The organism is Paeniglutamicibacter kerguelensis (assembly GCF_017876535.1).
GTDB lineage: Bacteria > Actinomycetota > Actinomycetes > Actinomycetales > Micrococcaceae > Paeniglutamicibacter > Paeniglutamicibacter kerguelensis.
Window position 1 is genome coordinate 3,784,307 of the sequence record NZ_JAGIOF010000001.1, and the last position, 25,601, is coordinate 3,809,907.

Below are 25,601 nucleotides of genomic sequence, written 5' to 3' on the forward strand. Positions count from 1 at the left end.
GAGCGGGAACCGTTCTACACGCAGCCGCCGCCGCGGTGGCGGCCTTCGCGCAAGTCGTCGAATTCGGCCCCGCAGAGGGTGCACCGGTACCGCCAATCCCCGGACACCCGGACGTACTGGGGGTTGGTGCGGACGGCTTCTTTCTCAGCGACCCGTGCTGCCTGGGCGGCCTTACGCTGGATGATCTCCTCCGGGGACGTCGTTTCATCCCAGACGGGCAGCGCAAATGTCGTAGGGGCGGCCGGCGGCCGCGGCGGGGCAGGCGGCCGCGGCGGGGCAGGCGGCCGCGGCGGGGCAGGCGTTTTCACCGCGACCAGCCGGACGGCCCGCCCTGGATCGCGTGGACGGGCGGGCGGGTCGGTGCGTGTCATCTGCGGTGGAGACTGGCTGCCCCGGACGCTTGCGCGGGACCACCGAGGCTCGGGGATCCGGGCGATGAGCTGTTGCAGGATCCGGTGGCGGCATGCCGGACAGAAAAAGCCAGGTTGCTGGCGCTGCCGGTCGCTGGCCGCGTACGACAGACGGGCTTGGGTGTGCCCGGTTCCCGCGAGCCATCGTCCGATGGCGCCCTCGACCCACGGGCTCCGCTCCTCGCGGCCCCGGGTGGGTTTCTCGGCCACGTGGAAGGCCCCGGCTTTCCCACACGTCCATACGGTGGATCTGGCGCTGCAGGTCGGGCAGGCGATGCTGGTGCCCCAGATGCTGCCAACTGCGGGAACCGGGGGCACCTCGATGGAGACGGCACTGTCGACGAATTGGCGCGCCTTTGCTTCCGCCTTGGCCCGTGCGGCGGCTTGCCGGGCTCGAAGCACGGCCTGTCGACCCTCGTGCTCTCGGCGTGCTGCCTCTTCCTGCTTGGCACGGGCCCGCTCTTCCGCAGCATAGCGCGCCCGCTGCTCCGCAGGGGATCCGGATTTCCACACACGTCGGGCCAGGAGGAGGTCCTGGAGCCGGTCACCCAGGGACCGTTCCGGGTTCTCGGACGGGTGCCACACCGTCTCCCGGAGCAGGTGTGCCGGGTCGGCGGGGAGGGTCGACACCTTGGTGATGCCGGTGTGGACCATGGGAAGGATGATGCGCTCGTACCGTTTGGTATGCGGGGTCACCCAGACCGGAAGGATGCCGTCGTCAAAGTACGCTTGTGTGCGTTCCTCCCATGCCTGCGTCGGCTGCTTGGAGAGCTGGATCTCGAAGGCCATGCGTCGGTTGGCCGGGCCGATCGCCAGGACGTCGGCCACCCATCGTCGTTGGGGACCGGGATGTTCCAGGACAGCCCGCCAGCCGGGGGTGTGCCCGACGAGGCGGTACACGGCGGCCTTGAGTGCGCGGTGCTGCCGCGACTCCGGCTTGTGGATGATCGTGCACTCGGAGGCGGAGTAGTGTGCGAAGAAGTGGGTCCCGAGTGACGAGCTCTTGGCGATGGCGCGCACGCCGCAGCCAGGCATGGTCAGTTCTTGGCCACGCAGGGCGGCCCACTTGATCTCGTCGAGCTCCAGCGAGACGACTCTTTCTGTGCCTAGCATCGCTACAAACGGCATGCCCCTCATCCCCCTTTTGGGCAGAGTAGCGCGTTAGTCGGACAGTTTGGTGCCCGCAACATCCCAAGACAAGAATTTGCGTGCCGGGGAGGAAGTTTCGACCGTCTTCGTTTGGCCTTACGTGTCGATTTTGACGGCTTCGCCCTATAGCGGCGGGCTTAGGTGGGTTGCGATGCTGGGACTCCGGGCGCCGGCCGCGGCAGCTCATCGAGCTCCTGCCACAGCGCGGCACTGCCCATTTCGGTTCGGCCGATGCCCGGGGTCAGGTCCAGTGCGAGTGCCTGCAGGAACCGTGCCACGGTGTCGGTGGCCTCCGCGTAGCTGGTGTGGCCGGCTGGTCCGGCGGTGAGGATGGCGGCGCATTTCTGCGCTTGGTAGCGGGTCAGCCGGACCGGGGCGTCATCCGTCTCGTCGTGCCCGGCGAGTAGTTCCTGGTAGTCGTCGGGGTCCAGCGGTCCCATGGTTGGGCGCCGTGGCTTTCGCGCTGGAGTTCTTCTGCGCGGCGGCGTTCCTCTGCGGTGCGGTAGCCCTGCCCGGCGATGGCGTTCTGGGCCTTGGCCAGTTCCTCGCCCATCTGCGTAGCCAGCTGTGCGGCCCGGGCTAGGTGTTCGCCGGCCAGGGCGACGCTGGTCGCGGGGTCTTTGCCTTCGTATTCGGTGACGTCGTATTCCTCGAGGGATTTCACGAGGCCTTGGGCGAGTTGGGTGGAAATCTGGGGCAGGAAGCTGCCAAAGTTCTTCAGGTTCCCCAGGATCCGGTACACCTCGGGTGCCGGATGGGTGGCCCGGGTCAGCTGGGCCAGGGCTCGCAGTGACTCGTAGGCGTTATCGGCAACGTGGACTGCCTCGGGGGTCTGGTCCTCATCCATGCTCATGCTCTCCTGGTTCCGTGGACCGCGTGCTGTTCCCACCAAGTTGGTGGGGCACCAGGTGCCCGGGGTTTCGCCGGTGTCATCGATCCATGTCACGAGCACCAGGTGCGGGGTGCGGGCGGTGACCTCGACCGGAATGACCGGGGTGCCGATGGTGGTCGCCCGGTGGCGTGGGCTCGGCCGGCTCATCACCCGGGTGGAAACGCATGAGAACACGCGCCGCAATCCGGTGACGCGGCATCCACGGTGGGACGTGGTGAATCTGCGTGTTCCGGGGTCGGGAAAGCTAGATCGTGGCTTATGTGTACGACTCCCTTATTCATGCGATCTACGCAAGTCTGGCCAGCAGAAATGGAACGGTCCATTCCCGGGGTGGATCAACCGCTGGTTTGTCGGTGCGTAGGCGCCAGGGCAGAACAAATAGGCGGCGAAGGAGCGCCGTGAAAGATTGAGCCGTTCCGCGCGCCCGAGCAGGACGGGGTCAGCGGCTTCGGCTCCTTCTCGTCGTTGAGCCGTTCCGTGTGTGCCAGGGAAGGACCAGTGGGCCATCGCCCTCCAGTGTGACCGCTGGAGCTATTCCGCGCGCGCCCGGGCAGGACGTCGCCTTCATTGGCGGCGAGGTCTTTTCTTCGAGCCGTTCCGCGTGCGCCCGGGCAGGACGTCGCCTTCATTGGCGGCGAGGTCTTTTCGTCGAGCCGTTCCGCGTGCGCCCGGGCAGGACACTAAATGACCTGCACCAACACGGTGTGGAACGTCCTCCCGTTGCTGGGCGGAGATGACCCTGGTGGGTCTTCCCGTTTCATTGCTGTCCGTTGCTTGACCGTACTGGATACGGGTTTACGCGGGGCGGCTCGGCGGGCGTTTTGCGTCTCCTCCGTGCTGGGGGCGACGGCCGCTAGGGCGGCGATGTTGCGGGCGGCGTTGATATCCCTGTCGAGTACCAAGCCGCAGGCTTCACACTCGAATGTTCGTTCTGCAAGTGTCAGTTTGGCTTTCACCGCACCGCAGGTTGAACACTTCTTGCTTGTAGGCGCCCACCGATCGATGACTACCAGCTGGGTGCCGGACCAGGCTGTTTTGTAGTCGAGGAGGTGCCGTATCTGGGCGGGTGCGACGTCGAGTATTGACCGGTTGAGACCGGCCTTGGCGCGAACGTTTTTGCCGGGCTTTTCGATTGTCCCTCGGGATGACCGTGTCATGCCCGCGACGTTGAGGTCCTCGATGCCGATAATGGCCCAGGTATGAACGAGTCGGTTGGCGACGTTGTGTGCATGGCCTTCACGTTGACGTGCCTCGAGATGGGTGAGGCGCCCGATTTTTTGGACGATCTGTGCCCGGTTGCGGGATCCTTTCTGCGATTTGGTGAGTGCCTTTTGCAGGCGTGCAAGCTTTTTAGCGTGTGAGGCCTTAAAGCGCGGGTTGGGCACCAGCTCACCGTTCGAGAGGGCTGCTGCTACCTTCACTCCCAGGTCGACACCTATGACCCCGGCGGCGCGCTTCCGTTTCGACAGGCGCGGTGTGGGGATCGTTTCTTCGACGGTGAGGCTGGCGTACCAGCGGGGGCCGTGACGGCTGACCGTGACGGAGGTGACCTCAACGGTTCCGGTGTGGAGTTTCCTGTGGAGGCGATTGGCGTGGTCGTGGATCCGGATTTCACCGAACGTGGGGATCCTCAGGCGCCGGGTGGTTGCTAAACGAATGCCTAGTGACTTGCGGTCATGGGTGATCGTGAAAGAGTCTCGGGCAACACCGCGTTTCTTGAAACGCGGGTACCCGATTTTCCTACCGGCGCGAGTTCCCGTCAAAGAGTCAATCCAGTTGGTCCAGGCGTCGTCTGCGTGTCTCATCGCACTCACGAGCGCGCTCCGGTTCACTTCGTGCATCCACGGGTCATGTTCACGTCCGTCACGACCAGGCAGAAGCAATCCTTTCTCGGCGGCGTCATGGTGGGTGTTTCGTGTTTCGGTGAGCCAGGCGTTGAAACCATACGCTGTGGGGATGGGGACCTTGATGGATTTGCGGGCTTGTTCCTCGGTGAGTTCCTGCTCGTAGGTGGCAAAGGCAACTTCCTGCAGCCAGCGCCGGTGGCTTGCTTGTTTCGCCGCGATCGCGTGGTTGTACATGGCCCGCGCCGCGCCCGCCCATTGGGAAAGCTTCCGGGCCTGCTGCGGTGTTGGATCAAGGGTGAGGCGGTAGGCACGGTGGATGATAGTGGTTGCCATCGCCGCCTGGACGCTCATGGAATGAATGTACACCCGGGGTGCGGCAACGACCAGTGCCGTGGATGCCGACGCGAACCGGAACTCAATGGCCTTTGCCGACCACAAGCAACCGACGTCCGGTCGCAAGCCATCCACCACTGGCCACCACATTCGAGGAAGTGAACCGGCCCGGGAATCATGCCGCCGTTTTGTAAGAAGCCGCTTTACGGGGCGGTCCCCTTCAAACGCCGATAACAGCACTTCTGTCACCTTGATTGGATCCTGCCGGATGTCTGGTTACTACGAACGCAAATCATAGTTCGAGTCTCCCCATCGGCTCCCACAGAAGGCCGATGGGTCACGATTCTTAAGCACAGCAAGGTTCAGATGAACGCACTCGACTGAAGCGCATCCATCAGGTCGGTGGTCTTCACATTCGTCTGCGGGCACATACAGGGTCAGGCCGTCCAGGTAGCTCCTGTCCAGCCCCGGTATCGACTTGCACTCTTGCGCCGTCCCAATGAGCGTGAACACTGTTCCTGCTTTTGCGGCGAGCCCAACAGGATGCCTCCAGCCCAAATTCGGGCAATGCAGCGGCGGAACGCCATTTTCGAATCTCGTTGTGACCGTCGTGCCGGACAGTTCACTTTGAGGGCATCCGCAACGACACGAAGCCAGGCTTCGGCTGCATGGACTCATGGGCTTCGAGATGAAACCCCTGGTGAATTAAGTACCTGATGTGAGTCCACCCCAACCGGGGCCTGCTCCGGTTGGGGTGGACTGTTTGATCCATATGGTGCCACGAGATGGGGATACTTCTATGTCAGGTGGGCAGCTGCCTCTTGCAGGGGAAGTGCTGCAACGAGTGCCGCATCAAAGGGCAACGGACCCAGTGCTGCCGCACCCTTGGGTGAACCTATCTCAATGAAGAATTCTGCATTGGCGATGGCATAGCCGGCCCAGATCTCCGGCAAGTCTTCATCAAAATAGATTGCTTCGACCGGACAAACCGATTCACAGGCCCCACAGTCGATGCACCCCCCCGGGTGGATGTAGAGAGAGCGCTCGCCTTCATAAATGCAGTCAACGGGACATGCATCGACACACGATCGGTCCAGGACATCCACGCAGGGAAGGGCAATGACGTAAGCCATTTTTCACATCCCTTAGACACCCGTGTAGATGGTCTTGCCCCAGGAGAAGAACTCCAGCGCAGAGTGGCCCTGTTCCCGGAAGGTGTTTGTGGATGAATCCCCGATCCCGCCGAACGGTACGTTGAGATCCAGCCCCGCGGTGGGTCGGTTGACTTTGACGACCCCGGCTTGGGCACGCTGGGTGAAGTCGGTTGATCGAGCGAGACTGTCGGTGCAGATACCTGCGGTAAGTCCATAGGATGAGTTGTTGATTTGGGCAAGCCCTTCCTCATAGTCGGGAACTTCAAGAACCGCGACCACGGGACCAAATATCTCGTCGGTGACGACGGGGTCGTCGTTGGAAACGTTGGTGATGACCGTCGCCTCAAAGGCCTGGCCGTTTGAGCGGCCACCCTGCAGCACGCGCGCACCACGCCGGGTCGCACCTTCAACGGCAGCGATGTCCGCTGCCAGCTGTTGTTCGCTCACGACCACGCCCATGGTGGTTGCCGGATCAAGGCCATCGCCCGGAACATAGTTACGCGCCAGGCCCGAGAGCTCGTCGAGCAGCGCGGGGAAAATCCCGGGGGTCGCATAGACGCGCGAGGTGGCGGTGCAGGCCTGGCCCGTGAGGCCGAAACCGCCTGCCGCGATCACTCGTGCCGCGGTCCGCGGAGACGCATCGTCGAGGACAAGCACACCGTTCTTGCCACCCATTTCTAACTGCACGCGGGCGCGGCGCTCGCTTAGCGTGCGGTGCAGGCCAAGGCCCACGTTTGTTGATCCCGTGAAGGAGAGGGCGGCAATGCGCCGGTCATCGGCCAGAGCCTCGCCGATGACTCTCCCCTTGCCGTGGACGACGTTGAGTACACCTTCGGGCAGGCCGGCATCCATGAGGGCCATGGCCAGGTGTGTTGCCGACATCGGCGTGAGCTCTGCCGGCTTGAGAACCACGGAGTCGCCGGCCAGGAGCGCTGGGGCCAACTTCCATGCAGGGATGGCGATCGGGAAGTTCCACGGGGTAATGAGCCCCGCCACCCCGAGCGGCTCGCGGCGCGTGTGGATGCTCGTTCCCGGCAACCCGCTTGGCAATACGTCGCCGCTTGCCGCCCAGCCGAGTGAACCGAAGAAGCGCAACACATCGATGGCACGGTTCACCTCACCCGTGGCTTCGGCAAGGGTCTTTCCTTCTTCGCGTACAAGGTCGGCGGCAACGATGCCCAGACGGCCGCGGAGGATCTCTCCGGCAGCCATGAGGATCGCGCCCCGGGCCGGCATGGAGAGTGCCGCCCACTTGCCTTGCGCGGCACTGGCGGCGCCGATGGCATTGGTCAGGGTTTCGACAGTGGAACTTGGTGCGACGGATGCGACCTGGCCGGGGCGTGCCGGATTCATGCGTTCAAAATCCGAGGTTCCGGTCCATTCACCACCGATGAGGTTTTGGGCGATGGCTGTGGCTTCGAGGGTGCTGGTCATGGTGTACTCCAATACTGTGTCGGATGGGTTAGAGGGAGCGGACGAGTCCGCCGTCGCAGCGCAGCGCAACCCCCGTGATGTAGGAGGCGGAGTCGCTGCACAGGAAGGCAGCCGCGGCACCGAATTCCTCCGGGCGGCCGTAGCGGCCCGCAGGTATTGCCGCGAACGATTCGGCGCGCACCGTCTGTACGTCGGTGTCCCGCCGTTCCGCGGCCGCCGCGTCGAGTGCATCGATGCGGTCGGTGTTGATGCGGCCGGGCAACAACAGGTTTGCCGTGACTCCCTGGTGGGCTTGTTCGGCGGCGAGGGTCTTGATGTAGGCGGCGAGGGCCGAGCGCCCGACGTTGGACAGCACGAGGTTTGGCAGGGGCGCGGTGATCCCGCTCGATCCGATCGCGAGGATGCGCCCCCAGCCGCGCTCGATCATGCCGGGCAGCACCGAGGCAATCAGCCGCTGTTGGGGCAGCAGCAGTCCGTCGATTGCTGCGGAGAGGTCTTCGGCACTCGTGGTGCTTGCGGGCTTTGGCTTGGGGCCGGGCCCGTTCGTCACGAGTATCTCGACGGGACCCAGCTCCGCGGTGACCCGGTCAACGGCTTCTGCCGGCGCGGCCGGGACACTGAGGTCCAGGTGGAACGCGACGGCGCCCGGCAGGGACGCGGCCACGGACCGGGCCCGCTCAAGATCGCGCCCGGTGACCACAACGCGCGCACCCTCGGCGGCCAGGGACGTGGCCACCGCAAGGCCGAGGCCGCCCGTTGATGCCGCAACGAGGGCGACGCGTCCTTCCACTCCGAGGTCCACTATGCCTTCAATGACACCAACGAGATGGCCTATTCGCTGAGATCCTGGCTGTCGACATTCTCTGGCGCGTTTTCCGGAGCCGCGGCATATGCGATCGAAAGCCGCCGGTAGGAGCGCGTGCACAACGCCCCAAGCGCCAGCAGCAGCGAGGCGATCCCGGACACCAGGAACACCAACGCGATCCCGCGAGCATCGCCCTCGCCCAGCAGCCATCCCCAGTCGTCCTGCCCAGCCTTCGAGTCCATGTACGGGATGATCCAGAACTCGGCCAGCGGCGCGATGATGAACGCGGTGACCGGGGCGGCCGCCGCCTCGAACGTCATGGCAAACCCGAAGACCCGCCCCTGGGTCTCGAAGGGGACGACCCGCTGGATCACCGTCTGCTCCGCGGCCTCGACAGCCGGCATCAGGATCATAAACAGCCAGATGCCCACCAGGTACAGCCACCACCACTCGCGCAGCGTGAAGGTGGCACCCAGCACGCCGGTGACGGCCACCAGGATCAGCATGGTGCGGATCGGGTTCTTGCCCAGCCCGAACTTCGCCACCAGGCCGCCGCCGATGATGAAGCCGGTGGCCGTCACGCCCAGCACCACACCCCAAATCTCGACGGGGAAAAGCGTCAGGCCGTAGGGATCCATGAGCGCCATGAACACCCCGCCGGTGAGGTTGTTGAAGGTCGTGAAGAGGATCAACGCAAAGAGTCCCTGCGTGGCCCTGACCGCCCCGACCCCTGCCTTCAATTCGGACAGTCCCGTATGCCCAGCTTCCCGGAGAATCCGGGGTTCGGGAATCCTGATGGTCAGCAGATGGACCAGCACCACCACGATCGCCACCAGCGCGATGATGATGGTTCCGCCCATGCCGAGCGTGCCGATGGCCAAGCCACTGAAGACGCTGGTGACCAGGAACGCGATGCCCTGCACCGAACCCACCAGCCCGTTGGCGTTCGCCCGCTTCTCGGCTGGGACCAGCAAGGTCACGGTTGTTGAGAGCGCAATGTTGCGCAGCTGTTCCACCACCGCCCCGATCAGCATCACCACGGCAAAAATCCAGAACCAGACCCCTGAAATATCAAGCAAATCCGCTTCCGGGATCAGCAGGAACATCGTGCCGGCTAGCCCGAAGAACAGCAGGGTGAACAGCGTTGAACCGAGCATGACGGCATGCTTGCGGTATCTGTCCACGATCACGCCAAAGAACAGGCCGAAGACCGAGACAAGCAGCATGTAGGCGCCGCCAATGAGCCCCGTGGCCAGCACGGATCGTGTTTCCAGGTAGACCCAGAAGGTCAGGGCGAACCAGAGGAAACTGGTGACAACGTTGGCCACGGCGGTATTGACCAGTACATGGAGGAACGCCCGGTGCCCGGGATCGGGCACCGCGGCCTTGCCGGTGGATTGCGGTTCCAAGAAACCGTCGTCGGCAGTACGCGAGTCTTCCTGCGACATGGTTAAAGCCTAGGACTCGCGCACGGCCCGCGGTAGGGTCGGGCGGGAATCCGCTAGAGCCACTTCCAGAGCGCCGGTGGGCGACCGCGGCCCGCAGCCGGGGCCGCCGGGGCCACGCGCTCAAGCAACTTGTTCGAACCCAGGGAACGGCCGATGTTGGCCGTCTCTGGCACCGGCAACCCCGCCGCCGCGGCAAGCTCCTTCATGCGGGCAATCAGCTCTGCCGTGTCAAAACTTTCTCCCAGCAGCGCCCTGGTGGTGTCCCGATTGATCCACAGCGAATCCAGCAACACGGCGGCGGCCTTTGCAACGATCGCCGTGTGGTCGAAGGGAAGATCCGGAAGCCCGTCCAGGGGAACCAGCATCACCCGGGGATCGGTCATTGCAGTCTTTTCATCCAGGATGACCAGGCGCGCAATCGAGAGCGTGGGGCCACGCTCGTCACGCTCGAAATCATCGAACACCCCGGCCTCGACGCTCGCCAGGATTGCGCCGGCCGCGACGCCGGCCTTGCTCAGCAACGCCCTCTGGACCGCCTCGGCCAGCCGCTCGTGGGCGTTGAGTAGGACCCCGGGGAGCGCCGCGCGGCCGGCAAATGGGTCGAGGTCACGGACACCCAGCACCAGGTGCAGCGATCCTTCATGCAGGATCACGGGCACGGCGTCGATGGAGACCAAAGGCTGAGTAGGCATGCCCTTGATATTACCCATCTTCCAGCTGCCGTTTCAGGGCCAGGATGATGCCCATTCGCTCGTTGCGGCCGCGCTGGTAGGCGCGCCATCCCAGCGGCGGCTGGTGCTCGAACTCCGCGAGCTCCCGTTCCGCCGCCTCAAGCCGCTCCTCAAGGGTTCGTTCCGGCATCGGGAATCACCGCAGGTTCCCGAGCACCGCACGCACGTCGTTGAAGGACTGGGTGCGCAGGAACCGGCCGTCGGCCCACACCGGCTCGAGCAGCGAATCGGCTTCCTCCTGCGCCGTTGCCTTCTCGATGAGCACCAGTTCGCCGCCCTTGTCCCTGGTGACCGCGAGGCGGCCGGTCGCCGACTTCTTCATGCCGCTGTCGGTGACGGGGTCCTTGAGCAGGTTGTGCTCCTCACCGTCGATCATCGCCCAGGTGGCCTTGATGGCCGAGGAGAAGGTGTCACGGGTGACGTATTGGTACGTGTACGAGCCGACGCCGAAGACCACGTTCCCGGCCGCGAAGCCAAGTGCCTCAAGCCGTTCGGTGATGTCCCGGGCGCGGTCCATGGTGATGGAATCGCCGTAGATCAACCCGAAGTGTCCGTCGACGACCTTGTAACCGGCGTCGTTGACGGTGCCTCCCGCAAGTTCCCAGAGGATCTGCACCGCGCCGAAGTAGGCGGGGTCCTCGGCGATCGTGGCCGGCTTTTTGTCGTGCGCGATCGACGGGCTGCTCCGCGTCCCGCACAGGATGTCGGCGGGGTCCCCGGAATCGGGGCGGATTACAACCTTGCCGTCGCGCGCCATGATCTGGCTCTTGAGTGCCGGGAGGATTTCCAGCAGGACGTTCCAGAAGTCGAAGGTGTCGGCGACGATCGAGACGTTGCCGTTGGTGTGCACGTCCAGGATGCGCTTGAAGGTCTCCAACTCCGAGGATTCGCTGATGCCGGCGCACATCACCGAGTGCTCCGTGGCCGGGATCGAGCCGAGCACCTGGCCGTTGTCGGTTCCGAACTCCGAGGGGTAGTAGCGGCGGACCCAGTCGATGGTGGCCAGCGAATCTGAGCCGGTGAAGCTGAGCAGGTGGCCCGCGCCGGATGCGGCAGCCGCCGCGGCACCGGCCATGCCGCGGAAGGAGAAGTCGTGCAGCTGCCAGTTCACGAATGCAGTGTCCCCGCCGGTCCTGGCTGCCGCGTCATCGAGGATGGTGCGGAATTCGTTGGCAATGGTTGCCGAGGTCGAGGGCTGCCAGATCGCAGCGGACAGGACCGTCTCGATGTAGTTGGGCAGCCAGAAGAACTCGGGCTCGGTGTTCTCCACGGTGATCGACGGGACCCGCAACGGAACTAGGGTGCCTTCCGGCAGGGCGCGGAACATCAGCGGCAGGTAGCCGCGGCGGTGCAGCGCGCGGACGTGTTCTGCGTCGATGCCGTGGTTCGGGCCGAGCACACCGGTGAGCGTGTCGAGGTATGCGTTCACCGCGTCGTCCTCGTCCGCAGCGAAGAACGGCGCGAACGCTTCGATGCAGTAGGACTGCAGGAAGGCCTGGAGTCCGAAGTGGACCACCTTGTCCACGCCGTCGATGCGCGAGGCGCGGTTAGTGAAGTTGACCAGCACCTGCGTGGTTCCGGCCGGGTACAGGCCGCGGTGGCCGAGCTTGTAGGCGTCGGTTTCAAAGAGCGGCGCCGTGACCGCGGCTTTGGTTGAGGTGCCGGTGAAGGTGTTGGTTTGCGTGAAGGTGCTCGCGGTGTTTGTCATGGTCTTTTTCCCTTCGGGAATGTTGGTCGGTTTTAAGTAGTTGGTGGGAAGCGGTGCGGGCGACGTGCCCGGCTAGGCGGTGGCGCCGGCTTCGAGGAATGCTGCGAGCGGAATGACGGTGGCGTTGACGTCGGGGTTCCCGTGCCCGGGGTGCGAATCCGTGGTGAAGATGCGGCCGTAGGCCGACGTGATCTGGGCGGCGCGTCCGGAGAACACCCCGTGGCTCACCCACAGATCGAGGCGTTCCTTCGGCAGCCCGGTGGCTTGGGCCAGGCCCATGAAGGTTCCACCGCCGTCGCAAATGTCGTCAACGACCAGCAGCCGTCCGGATTCCGGAAGTGCTTCGCACTGAAAGGTGGAGAGTTTTCCCGTGGCGAAGTCGCGCTCTTTCGTCGCCCGGTAGAGCGGAAGGCCGAGGGCATCCGCGGCACGGCGGGCCCGTTCGACGGCGCCGGCGTCGGGTGCAATCACACCGACGTAGCCGCGGTCGTGGGGCGGGAGGCTTGCGGCGATGACCTCGTCCGAGTGGACCACGGCGAGGTTCTCGACAAGTGCCGGCATCACGAGCGAGTGCGGATCGAAGCAGACAACGCGGTCGGCACCCATCGAGTTGATCAGGTTTGCGTAGACCTGCGCCCCAAAGGGTGTGCCGCGATCCTGTCGGGCACCCGGGAGGTAGGGGATCTGCGCGGTGACAGTGTGGCCACCCTGACGGGCGTGGTCGATCCACATCGCCGCCGAGACGAAATCGTTGGCATCCGCACCGGAGATCAGCACGTGCGACGGGGTCTGCGTGCTGCCCGCCTGGGTCTTAATGTGCTGCTCCCCTGCTGGGAACGTCATTTCCGTTGCATCGGAGAAAACGGTGAATCCTGCCGGGACGGTTGCGAATGCCTTGATCATGGAATGAGCATAGCACGAATAAACATCATGCGATGTTTATTCGTGGGAACGCCACATAACGTCGCGGAGCCGTCCCTCGCCAAGTCTCCCAAAAATGTCCGAAACCAAGGCCGGCCGTAGGCGCCGAAACTACTCAACCCTTCCATGGAATCCCGCAAGGACTCCAAGGAAGGGCTGCAATTCGACGCTTACCAAGGCGTCGTGGCGCCTCGTTGAGAGAGGCTGCTCAATTCATCTTGTTGAATTGCTCCAGCGTGGCAATCTTCTTGATTTTCATGGTTTTTGCCACCGATGTTCCGACATACCGGTAGTGCCAAGGCTCGAAGTTGAATCCGGTGACCTTTTCCGACCCTTTGGGGTACCGGAGAATGAACCCGTATCGAGGGGCATTCACGGCAAGCCAGCGACCTTCCCTGGTTTTCGCAAAGCAGGTCCGCTCTCGGCATTGCCCGTTCGATGCACCCAGGTCAACGGAGAGTCCCGTCTGATGCTCCGACAGCCCCGGCAGCGCAACGACCTTGCGTGCGTACTGCGCGCCATAAAGTTTGGTGTACTTGGCCAGTTCGGCTTTCTGGCTATCGTACGAACGGTAGCCAGAAACAACCTTCAACCGAATCCCTTTGCCCTTCGCTTCGGCATTCAATTCATTGAATGCAGTTGCAGCATCAGTGCGCAGTTTTTGCTTGGAGTTGGGGAGCTTACCCAGCCTGGGCTTGTAATCTGCGGACAGCTTGTTGCGTTTGCCCAGCACTGCGCTCGTTTCAAACGATGAGCCTTTGGAAGTGGCCGCCTGCTTGGCGTAGGGGTTGGAAATGTAACCGCGCTTGCCCTTATACGAGACTTTGTACCAGCCATTGACTGCGACTGCGGTCGCTTTGACTGAGGTACCCCTTGGGATCAGTCCCATGGATGCGGAAGCGTTGGTATTGGACTTTCGCAGGTGCACCTTGCTGCTGGTTATGACGTTGTAATTCACGCTCTTCAAAGCGGCAGGCAACGCGGCCCTTGCTGCGACTGACTCAACCTGTAGCGCATCGGTTGCCATGGACGGGCTCGGCGCCACTGCGCAACCACTGAGCAATACCGCTGAAATCGCGAGTGTAGTTATGGTCTTGATTCGATGCCCACTTGTACAGGCCATAAACAATTCCTATCGGTTGCACAAGGGTTCCGATTCATCAACCCGCTACCGTTTTGATCGTCAAAGAATGCCGATCAATACCAGGTGTTAGCCTATTCGACAGATCCGGAGAGAGGTAATTCCTGGCCCGGCCGAAAAGATCCTCAAGCTCAGGTCATTGGCTCGGGTCACATAAACGAACCCTCAACACACCAGCATGCAGTTGAAGTCGATGACCCATATGCGGCCGTAGGTGCTGGTCCTGAAGTTCAGGTTTAGCGACTGACTCGAACGGTGATTCCCGGCGCGCAAATACCGGAACCTGCCGTGCGTCAGATCGATCGATTTTGTACTTGCTGTGAGGCGTAGCCCAAAGGGCTCCGGCGAAAATAAAAGTAATTGATTTTAGAGAAATTTTCAATAAAATCAGCATTCGCATCATGTCCGCTGAAAGAGCTGGGATACCAGGACTCGAACCTAGAATGACGGTACCAGAAACCGTTGTGTTGCCAATTACACCATATCCCAAAAATTACGAAAAATTCCCTGTTCGGCGGCAAGCCAGAGCATGAATTAGTAGCGCAACTCGACCACAAATAGTACCCTAACTCCGACCTATAAGCACAATCGCCGATAATCCCAACGAGTTCTTGTCGATATCAGCGGGGAATGAAACTGCGAGTGAGGGCCGTTCAGCAGGCACGTCTTGTCAATGTAGGTGCATGTTCCATAGCATATGCCGCGCCTGTGCGTCTGCTGCAACCATATTCACCTGCGGCGCCGGGGCCATCAAATCAAAGGCATGGGCCTAGTCATGGAAGCCGGCAATGTCCGTGTGGGGTCCCATGGACCCCACACGTTCCTCGGTGTCCCGCAACTTGGCCAGCCCGGTTCTCGCACCTTCCCGAAGCATGGTTGCTCCGATGGCCCAGCCGTTCGCGCGCGGGTTTTCATTCTGGTCCAGTGCCGGTTCCCAGACCTTCGAGCGGAGCTCGCGCATCGGCTGGTACCCGCAGGCGATGACCTCCGGGTACCAGCCGATGACGCTCAACAAACCGCTGGCAATCCACCGCGAGTTGATGAAGTTCATCAACTCGCGGTGGAAAGCTCAGGCGGTCAGGTCCCGTTCAACTCTTCTTCGCTTCTCGCCAACAATGGTCACGGCAAGCGACAAACAGGCCGAAACCAAGATGGGAATCCACATTCCATGCGGAAGCAGGACGGCTCCACACAAAGCTCCCAACAAGATAAGCAGAACGGCCATCAGGCGCTTCACCCAATCTTGTTTTAGCCTGGCGCCAAACCAGGAATCCGCGGCCAGACCAGTGATCGTTGAGGTCACCACTACCGTTGTGACATCGGCGATTTTGACCTGTCTGGCGGCAGCAGCTTGGGCGCCCATGACGAACCCCAGAACGGCTGCCAAGGCAACGGCCGAATGCGGGATTGCTCCCAGGGGAACCACCAGCGTGAAGATGGAACATGCCAGCAGCATCGCCGACACCAGACCGAAAACGATCGTTGTCGCAGACGTCCATCCTTCACGGTGTCCCCGCAGCAACCGGCCGCCAACAACGGCACCCAAGAAATAGAGAACCAGCGCTATGGCCGGGCCAACCACGGGCAAGTCCGTGGTTCCAGACAATGCCATTCCCAGAATCACGACGTTGCCCGTCATGTTGCCGGTAAACACCCTGTCCAATCCCAGATAGCCGACGGCGTCGACGATTCCGGTTGAGAACGTCAGGGACAGCATGAGCCAGGTAAGTAGCTTTGCTTCCGATACGCGTGCACGACCCTTTCGGAGTCGGTTCGAAGCGGCTGTTTTCGTTTCATCGCCAACAATTAAAGTCATCGTCCGACCGCATATCCCTGCATGCCGCGAGCATTCGCGGCTGCCTTGAGTACGCCGGTTTCGGGGTCTCGCGACACTGCACACATGCGCCCGATCTCCCAGCTGCCGGCTTTTCCAACAATATGTCCTCGCGATTCAAGCCCTTCAATGACCGACTCGCCAATCCTTTCCTCGATGAGAACCACACCTAACTGGTGCTCATGCGGGAAGAAGGAACTCGGGAAATGAGTGCTGTGGAAAGCCGGAGCATCAATTGCCTCTTGAAGATTCATGCCACCCAAGAGATGGTTCAGCAAGAAGTGAAGTTGCCACTGGTCCTGCTGGTCTCCGCCCGGAGACCCGAAGGCCATGATCGGTTCACCGTCCTTAAAAATCAGCGTCGGGGAAAGCGTCGTTCGAGGTCGCTTTCCCGGGGCCAACACGTTGGGTAGATCCTCTTCGAGCCAAGCCATTTGCAACCGGGTTCCCAACGGGAACCCGAGTTCCGGAATCACTGGAGACGAGTGCAGCCAACCCCCGCTGGGCATTGCCGAAACCATGTTCCCCCACCGGTCGACCACGTCAACATGGACGGTATCGGTACGGGCCTCGCCGTTTGCCTTCGGACCGGAGTCCAAGGCGGCGGCCACTGCATTCGGTTCCCCCACGCCGCTCAGTCCCGTCGGATCGAAATCCGCTTTCGTCTCCAGACGGGGCAGCCGCGGCTCCCGTCCATCAGGCGAGCCCGGGCGAATTTCGTGGGATGCGTTTTCGCCAATGAGCGTCCGACGTTCATCGGCATAATCCGCCGAGAGGAGCGCCGCGGCGGGAACGTCTGAAACGTCCCCGTACCAGGCATCCCTGTCCGCGAAGGCAAGTTTCGTTGCTTCCAGGATCTTGTGGATTCCGTCAGCCGTGCCGGGAACAACATCCATGCCCTGCAGCAATGACAATTGCTGCAGGAAAACGGGGCCCTGGCTCCAGAACCCGACCTTGCAGACCGTGACACCTCCGAATTCGGCAGTAACCGGGGCTTCGTAGTGTGGCCGCCATTTCCCCATGTCGTCCTTGGTGATGAAACCTCGGTGGTCTTCTCCCGTCGAGTCCCTCCACGAAGTCTTTGCAAACTCGTCGATGGCCTCGGCTACGAATCCGCCGGTCCATTCATCGATGACGGCTTCAAGGGCTGCATCTCGCGTGGCACCGCTGCCAAGCGCCTCGGATTCGACATCGACCAACCGCTGGTAGGTTTGCGCCAACGCGGGATTGGTCAGGAGCTGTCCAACGGCCGGCACCTCCCCGTTCGGCAGGTATACCTCGGCCGATGGGCCCCAATGCATCGTGAAAAGCGGCTCCATGCGTCCGATGTACTCCACGACCTTGGATGTCGCAGGGTATCCGTTTTTCGCGTATCCGATCGCGGCATCCAGAACCTCTTTGAGGCTGAACGTTCCGTGGTCTTTCAGGAATGTCAGCCATCCCAGCGTGGCACCGGGAATCGCGGCTGCCAGAAGCCCCGTCCCGGGCACCATGTCAATGCCCAGCTCCGCAAAGGCCTCGAGGCTGGCCCCGGAGGGAGCCGGCCCTTGCGCGCAAAGCACGACCGGATTGCCCTCATTTGCCTTGGCAAAGATCAGCGGGAGATCTCCGCCGGGGCCGTTCTGATGCGGTTCAACTACTTGAAGAGCAAATCCAGAAGCAGTCGCCGCGTCAAACGCATTTCCCCCGCGTTCAAGGATTCCCATGCCTACTTGTGACGCCAACCAATGGGTCGACGACACCATGCCAAAGGTACCGGCCAATTCAGGGCGAGTAGTGAAATTCACTTAGTAACACCTTTTCGAAGAAAAAACATACATATTCAATAAAACTAGAGTGAGCCCAGCTCGTTTACCGCCAAGGAGACGAACATAACGAGCCCGAGAACCAATGACGTGTTCATGGCGATGCCGTTTCGGTGTTTCTTGTCCAAGCCCTTGGAGTTCATCAGCCAAAGCAGGCCTCCGATCAGCACCGGCATGAGCAACGCACCCATCGCGGCATAAATGAGTACGAGCGTCACCGGCTTGTCCAGGAACAACATCGACAGAGGAGGGATACACATCCATACGATGTAGGCGCGGAACGGAATCGAGCGAGCCGCGTTTTCATCGCGCTCATGGGTCGTGCCTCGGAAAATGTTCACGATGTCGTTGAATACGTTTGCCAGCGCGTTGTATCCGCCGATCAATGAGCTGAAAACGGCGGAAAACATGCCGATGAGCAACAGCCACTTTGCCGGCTCACCGAACTGCTCGCCAAACGGCTGCGCCAGCTGCTTCAAATCGGACAGTCCACTGACCTCAGTGCCGCCATTTTGCAGGAATGCTGCGCCGACGATCATCATCGCAAGCATGAATATGAAGGTCATGCCGTACCCGATGACCAGGTCCAACCGCATGGAACCGATCCATCCCGGGCCCGTCCAGCCACGGTCCCGCAGCCAGTATCCGTACGACAGGAGTCCAATGGACATGCCTACGCCACCCATGATGCCCAAAACATAGAAGGTTCCTCCATCGGGAACCCGTGGAGTCAGGCCGCCCGCCAGAATGCTCATGTCGGGGCGTGTCAGGACCGCAGCGCCAACAATGGAAATAAACATGACGGCAACGAAGAACGCCATGATTTTCTCAAAGGATGCATACTTGCCGATCCACAAGATTCCCATTCCCACGAGAACGGCAACAATCGCGCCCAGCTTCACGTCGACGCTCGGGAACATGGCATTGATCGTCAGCCCCAGCGCGCCCGCAATGGCAGCACCGTAGAAGAATCCCAGAATGACCGAGTAGATCCCAAAATAAGTGGTGAATGCCTTGTTCAACTTATGGAAGCCCCGCAATGGGCTAATCCCCGTCGCCAGTGACCAGCGGCCAATGCACTCGGTGACTATGAATTTAATGAAGCAGCCGACAACCACGGCCCAGGCAAGCGCCAATCCATAGCTGGCACCGGAGTTCAACGAAGCAATCAGGTCGCCAGCGCCAACACCGGCCGCGGCTACAATCAGCCCGGGGCCAGCGACATTGACAATTCTTCGCAACCGAGACCCTTGAAGCTGTCCTAGTTGATCTGGACTGGTTTTCGTCTGCATGCCAACACTCTCCTTTGGTGACGCAGGCCATACTGGTCTGCTGGTCTGACCAATATGCCATGCGTACACTGTAGTTAGCAAGGTCAACATTCAGGGAAGGAACGCAACATGGTCAATTGGTCATCAATCAACCAAAAATGGAATTCTCTCGGTGGGAACTTGGCTGCTGAACTCGAACTGATGATCGTGCGTGGGGAGCTCCCCCAGGGTGAAAAGATTCCGCCGGAACGAGAACTCGCGGCCACGCTGGGCGTATCACGCGCCACCTTGCGGGAAGCCCTCTTGGAATTGGAGATCAAGGGACTGCTTAGTCGTCGCCCCGGACGCGGAACCATCGTGCTGGAGGCCCCAACCGAGTCTCAGTTCGAGCAGCTCAGTGAGGCGTTTACCGCGGCACAGCAAGATTTCTCCCAGGTCATGGAAATGCGATTGACCATCGAACCTGCAGTGGCCCGCTTAGCTGCAACCAAGGCAACCGCAGCCGACATCCGCAAGTTGGAGCAGATCCTGGCAGAGTCGGAGAGCGAAACAAGCTCCATGAAGCTGCTTGAGCTGGACCAGACCTTCCATGTGGCCCTCTCCGACATCGCCCGCAATCCGTTGCTGTCGGACCTCATCCGAATTGTCGGCGACTGGGCCGGGGCTTCCCGCCGCCTGGGGTTTCAGGGTGGCAAGCGGAAAGAAGCGTCGCTCCACGGGCACTGGCAAATTGTCGATGCACTCCGCGCCGGCCAGCCGGCCTTGGCGGAAAACGCCATGAGGGAACACATTTCTGGAATCCAGGAGCTGATTGCCCCCAAGGCTGACCAGTCCCCCGGAAACAACTAGGACAATCCACTTTCCGGAGCCGACGAAAGACTGGCATTCCAGCAAGGATCATCCCGCTATTCCGGTAGTCCGTGAGCACTGGCAACGGTTTCGCTCTGTCGTGCCAACGGCGCCGAAAATTCAATCGGAAACAGACTCCGCGTGGAGATTCATTTCGAGCGACGGTTCGATGGAACCTGAGCATCCCCAACCTCGACCGCAATCTTTCACACCCTCAATGAGTGGACTTTTCACCCAGTAGACAAAGCGCCTCATTGTCGTAATTGATTCGTTCAATTCCCAATCAAATGATTGACAAGGTCGGCGGCCTTGGACTTGACTGACAGCAGATACCCGATCGATCGATTGGGAAGCGTGACAGACCTCCAACAGAGGGAACGTTCCATGGATCTTGGCAGGGTTCAGCAAGCAGCAGTCGAATGTTTCGCCGCGCACGGATTCGCAGCCACGGGGATCCGCGAGTTGGGCGCTGCGGCCGGAATCAACTCCGCCACGCTTTACCACTACACGGGCAGCAAAGAAGACCTTCTGGTCAGCATCATGCGTTCCTGTCTGGAAGCCATGATCGAATCCGGTTCCGATGCCATCCGCATAGGCGCCGAGCCCACCATCCAACTGGCAGCCCTCGTTGCCTCACACGTTGGTTTCACCGCCACCAACCCGCTCACCTCACGCGTTGTTGAGTATGAAATGCGTGCGCTGGGACCCGAAAATCGCCACTCAATGCAGTCGCTGCGCGACGAATACGAGTCGCTCTTTGCGCTGGTTGTCGAACGCGGACTGCGGGTCGGCGACTTCTCCGCCGATGACGCCACCATGGCGCGGCTCGCCCTGGTGGAAATGGGAACCGGAGTTGCCCATTGGTACCGGACCGACGGCCGCCTCACACTTGCCGAGGTGCAGGGCTACTTCGTCAACATGGCCTGCAAGATCCTGTCGGCCGACCACACTCTGCTCGACGATATTGACTACATTCGCCCACCGACATTGCTGGTCAGCGAACCAATCCCGAAATCCACAAGCGTTCCCGCCTAGCTTCCCCAGTGCTCACCAGAAAAGAGGAAATGTGCAACGACTGACCAGCAGCATCGATACCGCGGACCCCGGTTTTCTCAAGAACGCAGTTGAGCAGGAGGACTTGGTTTCCGAACTGCGTCAGCGTCTGGCCACGGCGGCACAGGGCGGTTCGGAGAAATCCCGGCAACGCCACGTGGACCGCGGCAAGCTGCTGCCGCGCGACCGCGTGGATGCCTTGCTGGATCAGGGGTCGCCGTTCCTCGAGGTTGCACCGCTTGCGGCAGAAGACATGTACGGCGGCGACTCCCCCGGGGCCGGCATGATCACCGGAATCGGAATGGTCCACGGCCGGTACGTCATGGTCGTGTGCAACGACCCCACGGTCAAGGGCGGAACCTACTTCCCGATGACGGTCAAGAAGCACCTGCGCGCCCAGGAAATTGCCCTTGAAAATGCCTTGCCTTGCGTCTACCTCGTTGACTCGGGCGGCGCCTTCCTGCCCATGCAGGACGAGGTGTTCCCGGACCGCGAGCACTTCGGCCGCATCTTCTACAACCAGGCCAACCTGTCCGCACGCAAGATCCCGCAGATCGCCGCGGTGCTCGGCTCCTGCACGGCAGGCGGCGCCTACGTCCCGGCGATGAGCGACGAAACGGTGATCGTCCGCAACCAGGGCACCATCTTCCTGGGCGGCCCGCCGCTAGTGAAGGCGGCCATCGGCGAGATCGTCACGGCCGAGGAGCTCGGCGGCGGTGAGCTTCATGCAAGCGTCTCCGGGGTCGTTGACCACCTGGCCGAGAACGACGCACACGCGATCCGCATCGTCCGCGATATCATCCAGACGCTGCCGCCCACCCCCGTTCCTGTCTGGGACGTGATCCCCGAGGTCGCCGCGCCGGCCGAGGACCCGGACGAAATCTATGGCGTGGTGCCCACCGACGTGAACGCCTCCTACGACGTCCGCGAGGTCATCGCACGCATCGTCGACGGCAGCGAGTTCCACGAGTTCAAGGCCAGCTACGGTGCCACGCTGGTCACCGGGTTTGCGCGCATCCACGGGCACCGCGTGGGAATCGTCGCCAACAACGGCGTGCTGTTCTCCGAATCCGCGCTCAAGGGCGCGCATTTCATCGAGCTCTGCGACCAGCGCGGCATTCCGCTGGTGTTCCTGCAGAACCTCTCCGGCTTCATGGTGGGCCGCGACTACGAGGCCGGCGGCATCGCCAAGCACGGAGCCAAGATGGTCACCGCCGTCGCCACGGCCCGGGTCCCCAAGCTGACCGTGATCATTGGCGGCTCCTTCGGCGCCGGCAACTACTCGATGTGCGGGCGGGCGTACTCGCCGCGCTTCCTGTGGATGTGGCCGGCCGCGCGCATCTCCGTGATGGGCGGGGCGCAGGCGTCCTCGGTGCTTGCCACCGTCAAGCGGGACCAGCTCGAGGCCGCCGGCTCCAGCTGGAGCCGCGAGGAGGAAACCGCCTTCAAGGAACCACTCAAGAAGCAGTACGAGGACCAGGGAAACCCCTACTATTCCACCGCCCGGCTCTGGGACGACGGGGTCATCGACCCGTTGGACACCCGTCGGATCCTGGGCCTGGCGCTGGACGTCTGTGCCACCCAGCCGCTGCCCGAAACTTCCTTCGGCCTCTTCAGGATGTGATGCACCATGACCACAAATCCCTCTAACACCGAGCTCTTTGACGCTTCACTCTTTGACACCGTGTTGGTTGCCAACCGCGGCGAAATCGCCGTGCGCGTGATCCGCACGCTCAAGCGCATGGGCATCCGGTCCGTGGCCATCTATTCGGATGCCGACGCCGGGGCCCTGCACGTGCGCGAGGCCGACGTGGCCGTCCGGGTGGGGGCGTCCCCCGCCGCCGACAGCTACCTGGACATCGAGGCGGTCATCGAGGCCTGCCGGCGCAGCGACGCCCAGGCCGTGCACCCCGGCTACGGTTTCCTCTCCGAGAACGTGGAATTCGCGCGCGCGCTGAAGAACGCGGGCATCGTGTTCATCGGCCCGGGCATCGACGCGCTGCTGCTCATGGGCGACAAGATCCGCTCCAAGAACCACGTCGCCGCCCACGACGTCCCGGTCACCCCGGGCATCGCCGAACCGGAGCTCAGCGACGAGGAGCTGATCGACGCGGCCGCCGAGATCGGCTTCCCGGTGCTGATCAAACCCTCCGCAGGCGGCGGCGGCAAGGGCATGGTGGCTGTGGACTCCCCCGACGAGCTACCGGCGGCCCTGGCCAGCGCCCGGCGCACCGCGCTGAGCTCGTTCGGGGACGACACGCTTTTCCTGGAACGCCTGGTGCGGAGCCCTCGGCACATCGAGGTGCAGATCCTCGCCGACACCCACGGCAACACCGTGCACCTCGGCGAGCGCGAATGCTCCCTGCAGCGCCGGCACCAGAAGGTCATCGAGGAAGCCCCCTCCCCGCTGCTGGAACACCAGGCGGACGGCGAGCGCATCCGCGCCGAGATCGGTGCCGCCGCGGTCGCGGCGGCGGAGTCGGTGAACTACGTGGGGGCCGGGACCGTCGAGTTCCTGGTCTCCGACGAGGCACCGGGCGAGTTCTTCTTCATGGAGATGAACACCCGGCTGCAGGTGGAGCACCCGGTCACCGAGGAGGTCGTGCGCATCCGCGGCGGGCGGATCGACCTGGTCGAGGCGCAGGTGCGGATCGCCGCGGGGCAGCCGCTGGGCTTCACCCAGGAGGACGTCACGCTGGCCGGCCACGCGATCGAGGCCCGCGTCTATGCGGAGGACCCGGCCCGCGACTTCATGCCGTCGACGGGCACGCTGCTGAGGGTGGAGGAACCCGCCGGTCAACACGTGCGCGTGGACTCCTGCCTTCTTGAGGGCTTCGCAGTCTCCCCGCACTACGACCCCATGCTGGCCAAGGTCGTCGCCTGGGGTTCGGACCGGGACCAGGCGCTGGGACGGCTGGATGGCGCATTGGCCCGGATGGTTGTCCTGGGCGTGCTGACCAACATCGAGTACCTGCGGCTGTTGCTGAACGATCCCGATGTCCGTGCCGGAAACCTGGACACCACGCTGATCGAGCGCAAGATGCCGGGCATGGTGTTCCATGCGGTCGGCGACGCGGAGCTGGTGCTCGCCGCCGGACTGGCCCTGGACCGGCACCCGGGAACCGGCGGGACGTGGCGTGCCCGGGATTCGTGGCGGCTGGGCGGACCCGCACGCACCCGGAGCCTGCTTGAGCTCGACGGGGAACTGCGGGTTCTCCACTCGATACCCGGCACATCGACATCCGGCGCCGGCGGCCGCACCTTCATGGTCGGGGACGAGTCCTTCGAGTTCACCACCCTGGGCCATGAAGACTGTGCCGTCAACGGGATCCGGCAGCGCGTTGCCGTCGCGTTCGGTGAAGACTCCACGCTGTGGCTCAGTCGGGACGGCTGGGTGTCCTGCCTGCGGGTGGTCGGCCGCGAAGAGGAACTGCACAGGGAGCTGGCAGGGCTGAGCCGGGAGGAAGGGACCGCATCCCCGGAGGTCCGCTCCCCCATGCCCGGCACCGTCATTGCCGTGGGCGTCGTCGACGGGCAACAGGTTCGGGAGGGCGATGTGCTGGTGACCATCGAGGCCATGAAGATGGAACACCCCATGCGCTCCCCCGGCGAGGGCACCGTGCGGATCGGCCGGCTGCGGGTCGGCGACCTGGTGAAGGCCCAGCAGGTGGTCGCCACCGTCACCAGCACCTCCACCAGCTCCGTCACCAACAACGGCAGGCCGGACCCGCACGAACCGCTCGACGGGTCCACCGGCTCCAACAACTCCAACGACCCGGAAGAAGCGAGGATGCCCTCATGACCGCCTTCACCATGGGACCAGCCATCCTCTTCTGCCCCGCGGACCGGCCCGACCGCTACGCCAAGGCGCTCGAACGCGCCGACGCCGTCATCATCGACCTCGAGGACGCGGTGGCCCCCGGGAACCGCGCGGCAGCGCGTGCGGCACTGATCGAACACCCACAGGATCCCGAACGCACCATCGTGCGCGTCAATCCCGTCGGCAGTCCCGACTTCGCGGCAGACCTGGAGGCCCTTGACTCCACGCACTACCGCACGGTCATGCTGGCCAAGACCGAATCGGCAGCAGATGTCGACGCGCTCGGGGGCTATTCGGTCGTGGCCCTCTGCGAGACCGCCCTCGGGGTGCTCAATGCAGCGCAGATCGCCGCGGCACCCCACGTGGCGGCCCTGATGTGGGGCGCCGAAGACCTCATCGCCTCGCTGGGCGGATCGTCCTCGCGGACCGAAGGGGGCAGCTACCGGGATGTGGCACTGCACGCCCGTTCGCAGGTGCTGCTCGCCGCCGGGGCGCACGGCAAGGTCGCCATCGACTCGGTGTACCTGGACATCGCGGACCATGCGGGGCTGCTGGCCGAGTCGCTCGACGCCCAGTCTTCGGGCTTCGGAGCGAAGGCCTCGATCCACCCCGGACAGATGCCAATGATACGACAGGCCTTCACGCCGCCCCCCGAGCAGGTCGAGCGCGCGGTGCGCATTCTGGCGGCGGCCGAGAAGGAACTGGGGGTGTTTGCCTTCGAGGGGCAGATGGTCGACGAGCCGCTGTTGCGCCATGCGCGGAGGATCCTATCCAGGGCCGCAGGCACCACGTTTCGGGGCTAACTGTGTCCGTCGGTCACGGAATCCAACGGTCGCGCTGCCCTGCGGTTACGGCGTTCACCGGTTCGGTCCAGGGGCGATGCCTCGATCGAAAAACCGGGGCAATCAATAGTCAGGGCCTCTCACCTCTGGTAAAAGCCATGACTGATCACTAAGAATGAAAGCGTCACCGACCGGTGGCACACGTAGGATCCCA

22 protein-coding genes and 1 tRNA gene are annotated in these 25,601 nt (G+C 62.8%); 5 read left to right on the plus strand and 18 right to left on the minus strand.

The window, feature by feature from the left end:
* Positions 1–14: 14 nt before the first annotated feature.
* The 18 genes from JOF47_RS17165 to JOF47_RS17250 all read right to left on the minus strand — a co-directional run bounded on the left by JOF47_RS17165 (position 15) and on the right by JOF47_RS17250 (position 18,904).
* The gene (locus JOF47_RS17165) at positions 15–1,538 is read right to left on the minus strand and encodes a competence protein CoiA (RefSeq protein ID WP_210000658.1); all 1,524 of its coding nucleotides are present in this window, start codon (positions 1,536–1,538) and stop codon (positions 15–17) included.
* Positions 1,539–1,696: 158 nt separating this feature from the next.
* Positions 1,697–1,999: a hypothetical protein gene (locus JOF47_RS17170; RefSeq protein WP_210000660.1), complete on the minus strand. Its 303-nt coding sequence runs from the start codon at positions 1,997–1,999 to the stop codon at positions 1,697–1,699.
* Positions 1,921–2,598: a hypothetical protein gene (locus JOF47_RS17175; protein ID WP_210000662.1), complete on the minus strand. Its 678-nt coding sequence runs from the start codon at positions 2,596–2,598 to the stop codon at positions 1,921–1,923. The genes JOF47_RS17170 and JOF47_RS17175 overlap by 79 nt, the downstream gene beginning before the upstream one ends.
* Positions 2,599–3,131: 533 nt before the next feature.
* The gene (locus JOF47_RS17180) at positions 3,132–4,649 is read right to left on the minus strand and encodes an RNA-guided endonuclease InsQ/TnpB family protein (protein ID WP_210000665.1); all 1,518 of its coding nucleotides are present in this window, start codon (positions 4,647–4,649) and stop codon (positions 3,132–3,134) included.
* A 779-nt stretch (positions 4,650–5,428) separates the two neighbouring features.
* The gene (gene fdxA, locus JOF47_RS17185) at positions 5,429–5,764 is read right to left on the minus strand and encodes a ferredoxin (RefSeq protein WP_210000666.1); all 336 of its coding nucleotides are present in this window, start codon (positions 5,762–5,764) and stop codon (positions 5,429–5,431) included.
* A gap of 12 nt (positions 5,765–5,776) precedes the next feature.
* Complete coding sequence (locus JOF47_RS17190; RefSeq protein WP_210000668.1) at positions 5,777–7,219, minus strand: aldehyde dehydrogenase family protein; 1,443 nt, start codon at positions 7,217–7,219, stop codon at positions 5,777–5,779.
* Between the two features lie 28 nt (positions 7,220–7,247).
* Complete coding sequence (locus tag JOF47_RS17195; protein WP_210000671.1) at positions 7,248–8,021, minus strand: SDR family oxidoreductase; 774 nt, start codon at positions 8,019–8,021, stop codon at positions 7,248–7,250.
* Positions 8,022–8,050: 29 nt separating this feature from the next.
* A complete protein-coding gene (locus JOF47_RS17200; protein ID WP_210000673.1) occupies positions 8,051–9,472 on the minus strand; it encodes an MFS transporter in 1,422 nt (473 codons plus the stop codon).
* Positions 9,473–9,525: 53 nt separating this feature from the next.
* Positions 9,526–10,164 carry an NUDIX hydrolase gene (locus JOF47_RS17205; protein WP_210000674.1) on the minus strand — a complete coding sequence of 213 codons (639 nt, stop codon included), beginning with the start codon at positions 10,162–10,164 and terminating at the stop codon, positions 9,526–9,528.
* Positions 10,165–10,174: 10 nt separating this feature from the next.
* A complete protein-coding gene (locus JOF47_RS17210) occupies positions 10,175–10,333 on the minus strand; it encodes a hypothetical protein (RefSeq protein ID WP_210000675.1) in 159 nt (52 codons plus the stop codon).
* 6 nt (positions 10,334–10,339) lie between these two features.
* Positions 10,340–11,911 carry a nicotinate phosphoribosyltransferase gene (locus tag JOF47_RS17215; protein WP_210000676.1) on the minus strand — a complete coding sequence of 524 codons (1,572 nt, stop codon included), beginning with the start codon at positions 11,909–11,911 and terminating at the stop codon, positions 10,340–10,342.
* 72 nt (positions 11,912–11,983) lie between these two features.
* On the minus strand, positions 11,984–12,814 hold the full coding sequence (locus JOF47_RS17220) for a ribose-phosphate diphosphokinase (RefSeq protein ID WP_210000677.1): 831 nt from the start codon (positions 12,812–12,814) through the stop codon (positions 11,984–11,986).
* 226 nt (positions 12,815–13,040) lie between these two features.
* Positions 13,041–13,859, minus strand: coding sequence for a D-alanyl-D-alanine carboxypeptidase family protein (locus tag JOF47_RS17225; RefSeq protein ID WP_210000679.1), 819 nt, complete (start codon positions 13,857–13,859; stop codon positions 13,041–13,043).
* 531 nt (positions 13,860–14,390) lie between these two features.
* Positions 14,391–14,462 (minus strand) — tRNA-Gln (locus JOF47_RS17230).
* A gap of 280 nt (positions 14,463–14,742) precedes the next feature.
* A complete protein-coding gene (locus JOF47_RS17235; RefSeq protein WP_210000681.1) occupies positions 14,743–15,024 on the minus strand; it encodes a hypothetical protein in 282 nt (93 codons plus the stop codon).
* A gap of 18 nt (positions 15,025–15,042) precedes the next feature.
* Positions 15,043–15,690 carry a YoaK family protein gene (locus tag JOF47_RS17240; RefSeq protein WP_245356412.1) on the minus strand — a complete coding sequence of 216 codons (648 nt, stop codon included), beginning with the start codon at positions 15,688–15,690 and terminating at the stop codon, positions 15,043–15,045.
* A 95-nt stretch (positions 15,691–15,785) separates the two neighbouring features.
* Positions 15,786–17,552, minus strand: a complete 1,767-nt coding sequence (locus JOF47_RS17245; RefSeq protein ID WP_210001817.1) for a gamma-glutamyltransferase family protein — start codon at positions 17,550–17,552, stop codon at positions 15,786–15,788.
* An 86-nt stretch (positions 17,553–17,638) separates the two neighbouring features.
* Complete coding sequence (locus JOF47_RS17250; RefSeq protein ID WP_210000686.1) at positions 17,639–18,904, minus strand: Nramp family divalent metal transporter; 1,266 nt, start codon at positions 18,902–18,904, stop codon at positions 17,639–17,641.
* A 159-nt stretch (positions 18,905–19,063) separates the two neighbouring features.
* Here JOF47_RS17250 and JOF47_RS17255 point away from each other — a divergent pair, with 159 nt between their 5' ends.
* The 5 genes from JOF47_RS17255 to JOF47_RS17275 all read left to right on the plus strand — a co-directional run bounded on the left by JOF47_RS17255 (position 19,064) and on the right by JOF47_RS17275 (position 25,408).
* Entirely contained in the window at positions 19,064–19,732 is a 669-nt protein-coding gene (locus JOF47_RS17255; protein ID WP_210000690.1) for a FadR/GntR family transcriptional regulator, read from the plus strand.
* Positions 19,733–20,116: 384 nt separating this feature from the next.
* Positions 20,117–20,767, plus strand: a complete 651-nt coding sequence (locus JOF47_RS17260) for a TetR/AcrR family transcriptional regulator (RefSeq protein ID WP_210000691.1) — start codon at positions 20,117–20,119, stop codon at positions 20,765–20,767.
* 40 nt (positions 20,768–20,807) lie between these two features.
* Positions 20,808–22,409, plus strand: a complete 1,602-nt coding sequence (locus JOF47_RS17265) for a carboxyl transferase domain-containing protein (protein WP_245356948.1) — start codon at positions 20,808–20,810, stop codon at positions 22,407–22,409.
* Between the two features lie 6 nt (positions 22,410–22,415).
* On the plus strand, positions 22,416–24,587 hold the full coding sequence (locus JOF47_RS17270; protein ID WP_210000695.1) for an acetyl/propionyl/methylcrotonyl-CoA carboxylase subunit alpha: 2,172 nt from the start codon (positions 22,416–22,418) through the stop codon (positions 24,585–24,587).
* A complete protein-coding gene (locus tag JOF47_RS17275; protein WP_210000696.1) occupies positions 24,584–25,408 on the plus strand; it encodes an HpcH/HpaI aldolase/citrate lyase family protein in 825 nt (274 codons plus the stop codon). The genes JOF47_RS17270 and JOF47_RS17275 overlap by 4 nt, the downstream gene beginning before the upstream one ends.
* Positions 25,409–25,601 lie beyond the last annotated feature (193 nt).

What these genes read in the sequence shown, in the direction of transcription:
- JOF47_RS17215 (WP_210000676.1), bottom strand. Translation starts at nt 11,911, where the DNA reads ATGACAAACACCGCGAGCACCTTCACGCAAACCAACACCTTCACCGGC.
- JOF47_RS17205 (WP_210000674.1), bottom strand. Translation starts at nt 10,164, where the DNA reads ATGCCTACTCAGCCTTTGGTCTCCATCGACGCCGTGCCCGTGATCCTG.
- fdxA (WP_210000666.1), bottom strand. Translation starts at nt 5,764, where the DNA reads ATGGCTTACGTCATTGCCCTTCCCTGCGTGGATGTCCTGGACCGATCG.
- JOF47_RS17220 (WP_210000677.1), bottom strand. Translation starts at nt 12,814, where the DNA reads ATGATCAAGGCATTCGCAACCGTCCCGGCAGGATTCACCGTTTTCTCC.
- JOF47_RS17180 (WP_210000665.1), bottom strand. Translation starts at nt 4,649, where the DNA reads ATGAGCGTCCAGGCGGCGATGGCAACCACTATCATCCACCGTGCCTAC.
- JOF47_RS17235 (WP_210000681.1), bottom strand. Translation starts at nt 15,024, where the DNA reads ATGAACTTCATCAACTCGCGGTGGATTGCCAGCGGTTTGTTGAGCGTC.
- JOF47_RS17245 (WP_210001817.1), bottom strand. Translation starts at nt 17,552, where the DNA reads ATGGTGTCGTCGACCCATTGGTTGGCGTCACAAGTAGGCATGGGAATC.
- JOF47_RS17240 (WP_245356412.1), bottom strand. Translation starts at nt 15,690, where the DNA reads ATGCTGTCCCTGACGTTCTCAACCGGAATCGTCGACGCCGTCGGCTAT.
- JOF47_RS17275 (WP_210000696.1), top strand. Translation starts at nt 24,584, where the DNA reads ATGACCGCCTTCACCATGGGACCAGCCATCCTCTTCTGCCCCGCGGAC.
- JOF47_RS17210 (WP_210000675.1), bottom strand. Translation starts at nt 10,333, where the DNA reads ATGCCGGAACGAACCCTTGAGGAGCGGCTTGAGGCGGCGGAACGGGAG.
- JOF47_RS17175 (WP_210000662.1), bottom strand. Translation starts at nt 2,598, where the DNA reads ATGAGCCGGCCGAGCCCACGCCACCGGGCGACCACCATCGGCACCCCG.
- JOF47_RS17200 (WP_210000673.1), bottom strand. Translation starts at nt 9,472, where the DNA reads ATGTCGCAGGAAGACTCGCGTACTGCCGACGACGGTTTCTTGGAACCG.
- JOF47_RS17250 (WP_210000686.1), bottom strand. Translation starts at nt 18,904, where the DNA reads ATGCAGACGAAAACCAGTCCAGATCAACTAGGACAGCTTCAAGGGTCT.
- JOF47_RS17225 (WP_210000679.1), bottom strand. Translation starts at nt 13,859, where the DNA reads ATGGCAACCGATGCGCTACAGGTTGAGTCAGTCGCAGCAAGGGCCGCG.
- JOF47_RS17170 (WP_210000660.1), bottom strand. Translation starts at nt 1,999, where the DNA reads ATGGGACCGCTGGACCCCGACGACTACCAGGAACTACTCGCCGGGCAC.
- JOF47_RS17260 (WP_210000691.1), top strand. Translation starts at nt 20,117, where the DNA reads ATGGATCTTGGCAGGGTTCAGCAAGCAGCAGTCGAATGTTTCGCCGCG.
- JOF47_RS17190 (WP_210000668.1), bottom strand. Translation starts at nt 7,219, where the DNA reads ATGACCAGCACCCTCGAAGCCACAGCCATCGCCCAAAACCTCATCGGT.
- JOF47_RS17270 (WP_210000695.1), top strand. Translation starts at nt 22,416, where the DNA reads ATGACCACAAATCCCTCTAACACCGAGCTCTTTGACGCTTCACTCTTT.
- JOF47_RS17165 (WP_210000658.1), bottom strand. Translation starts at nt 1,538, where the DNA reads ATGCCGTTTGTAGCGATGCTAGGCACAGAAAGAGTCGTCTCGCTGGAG.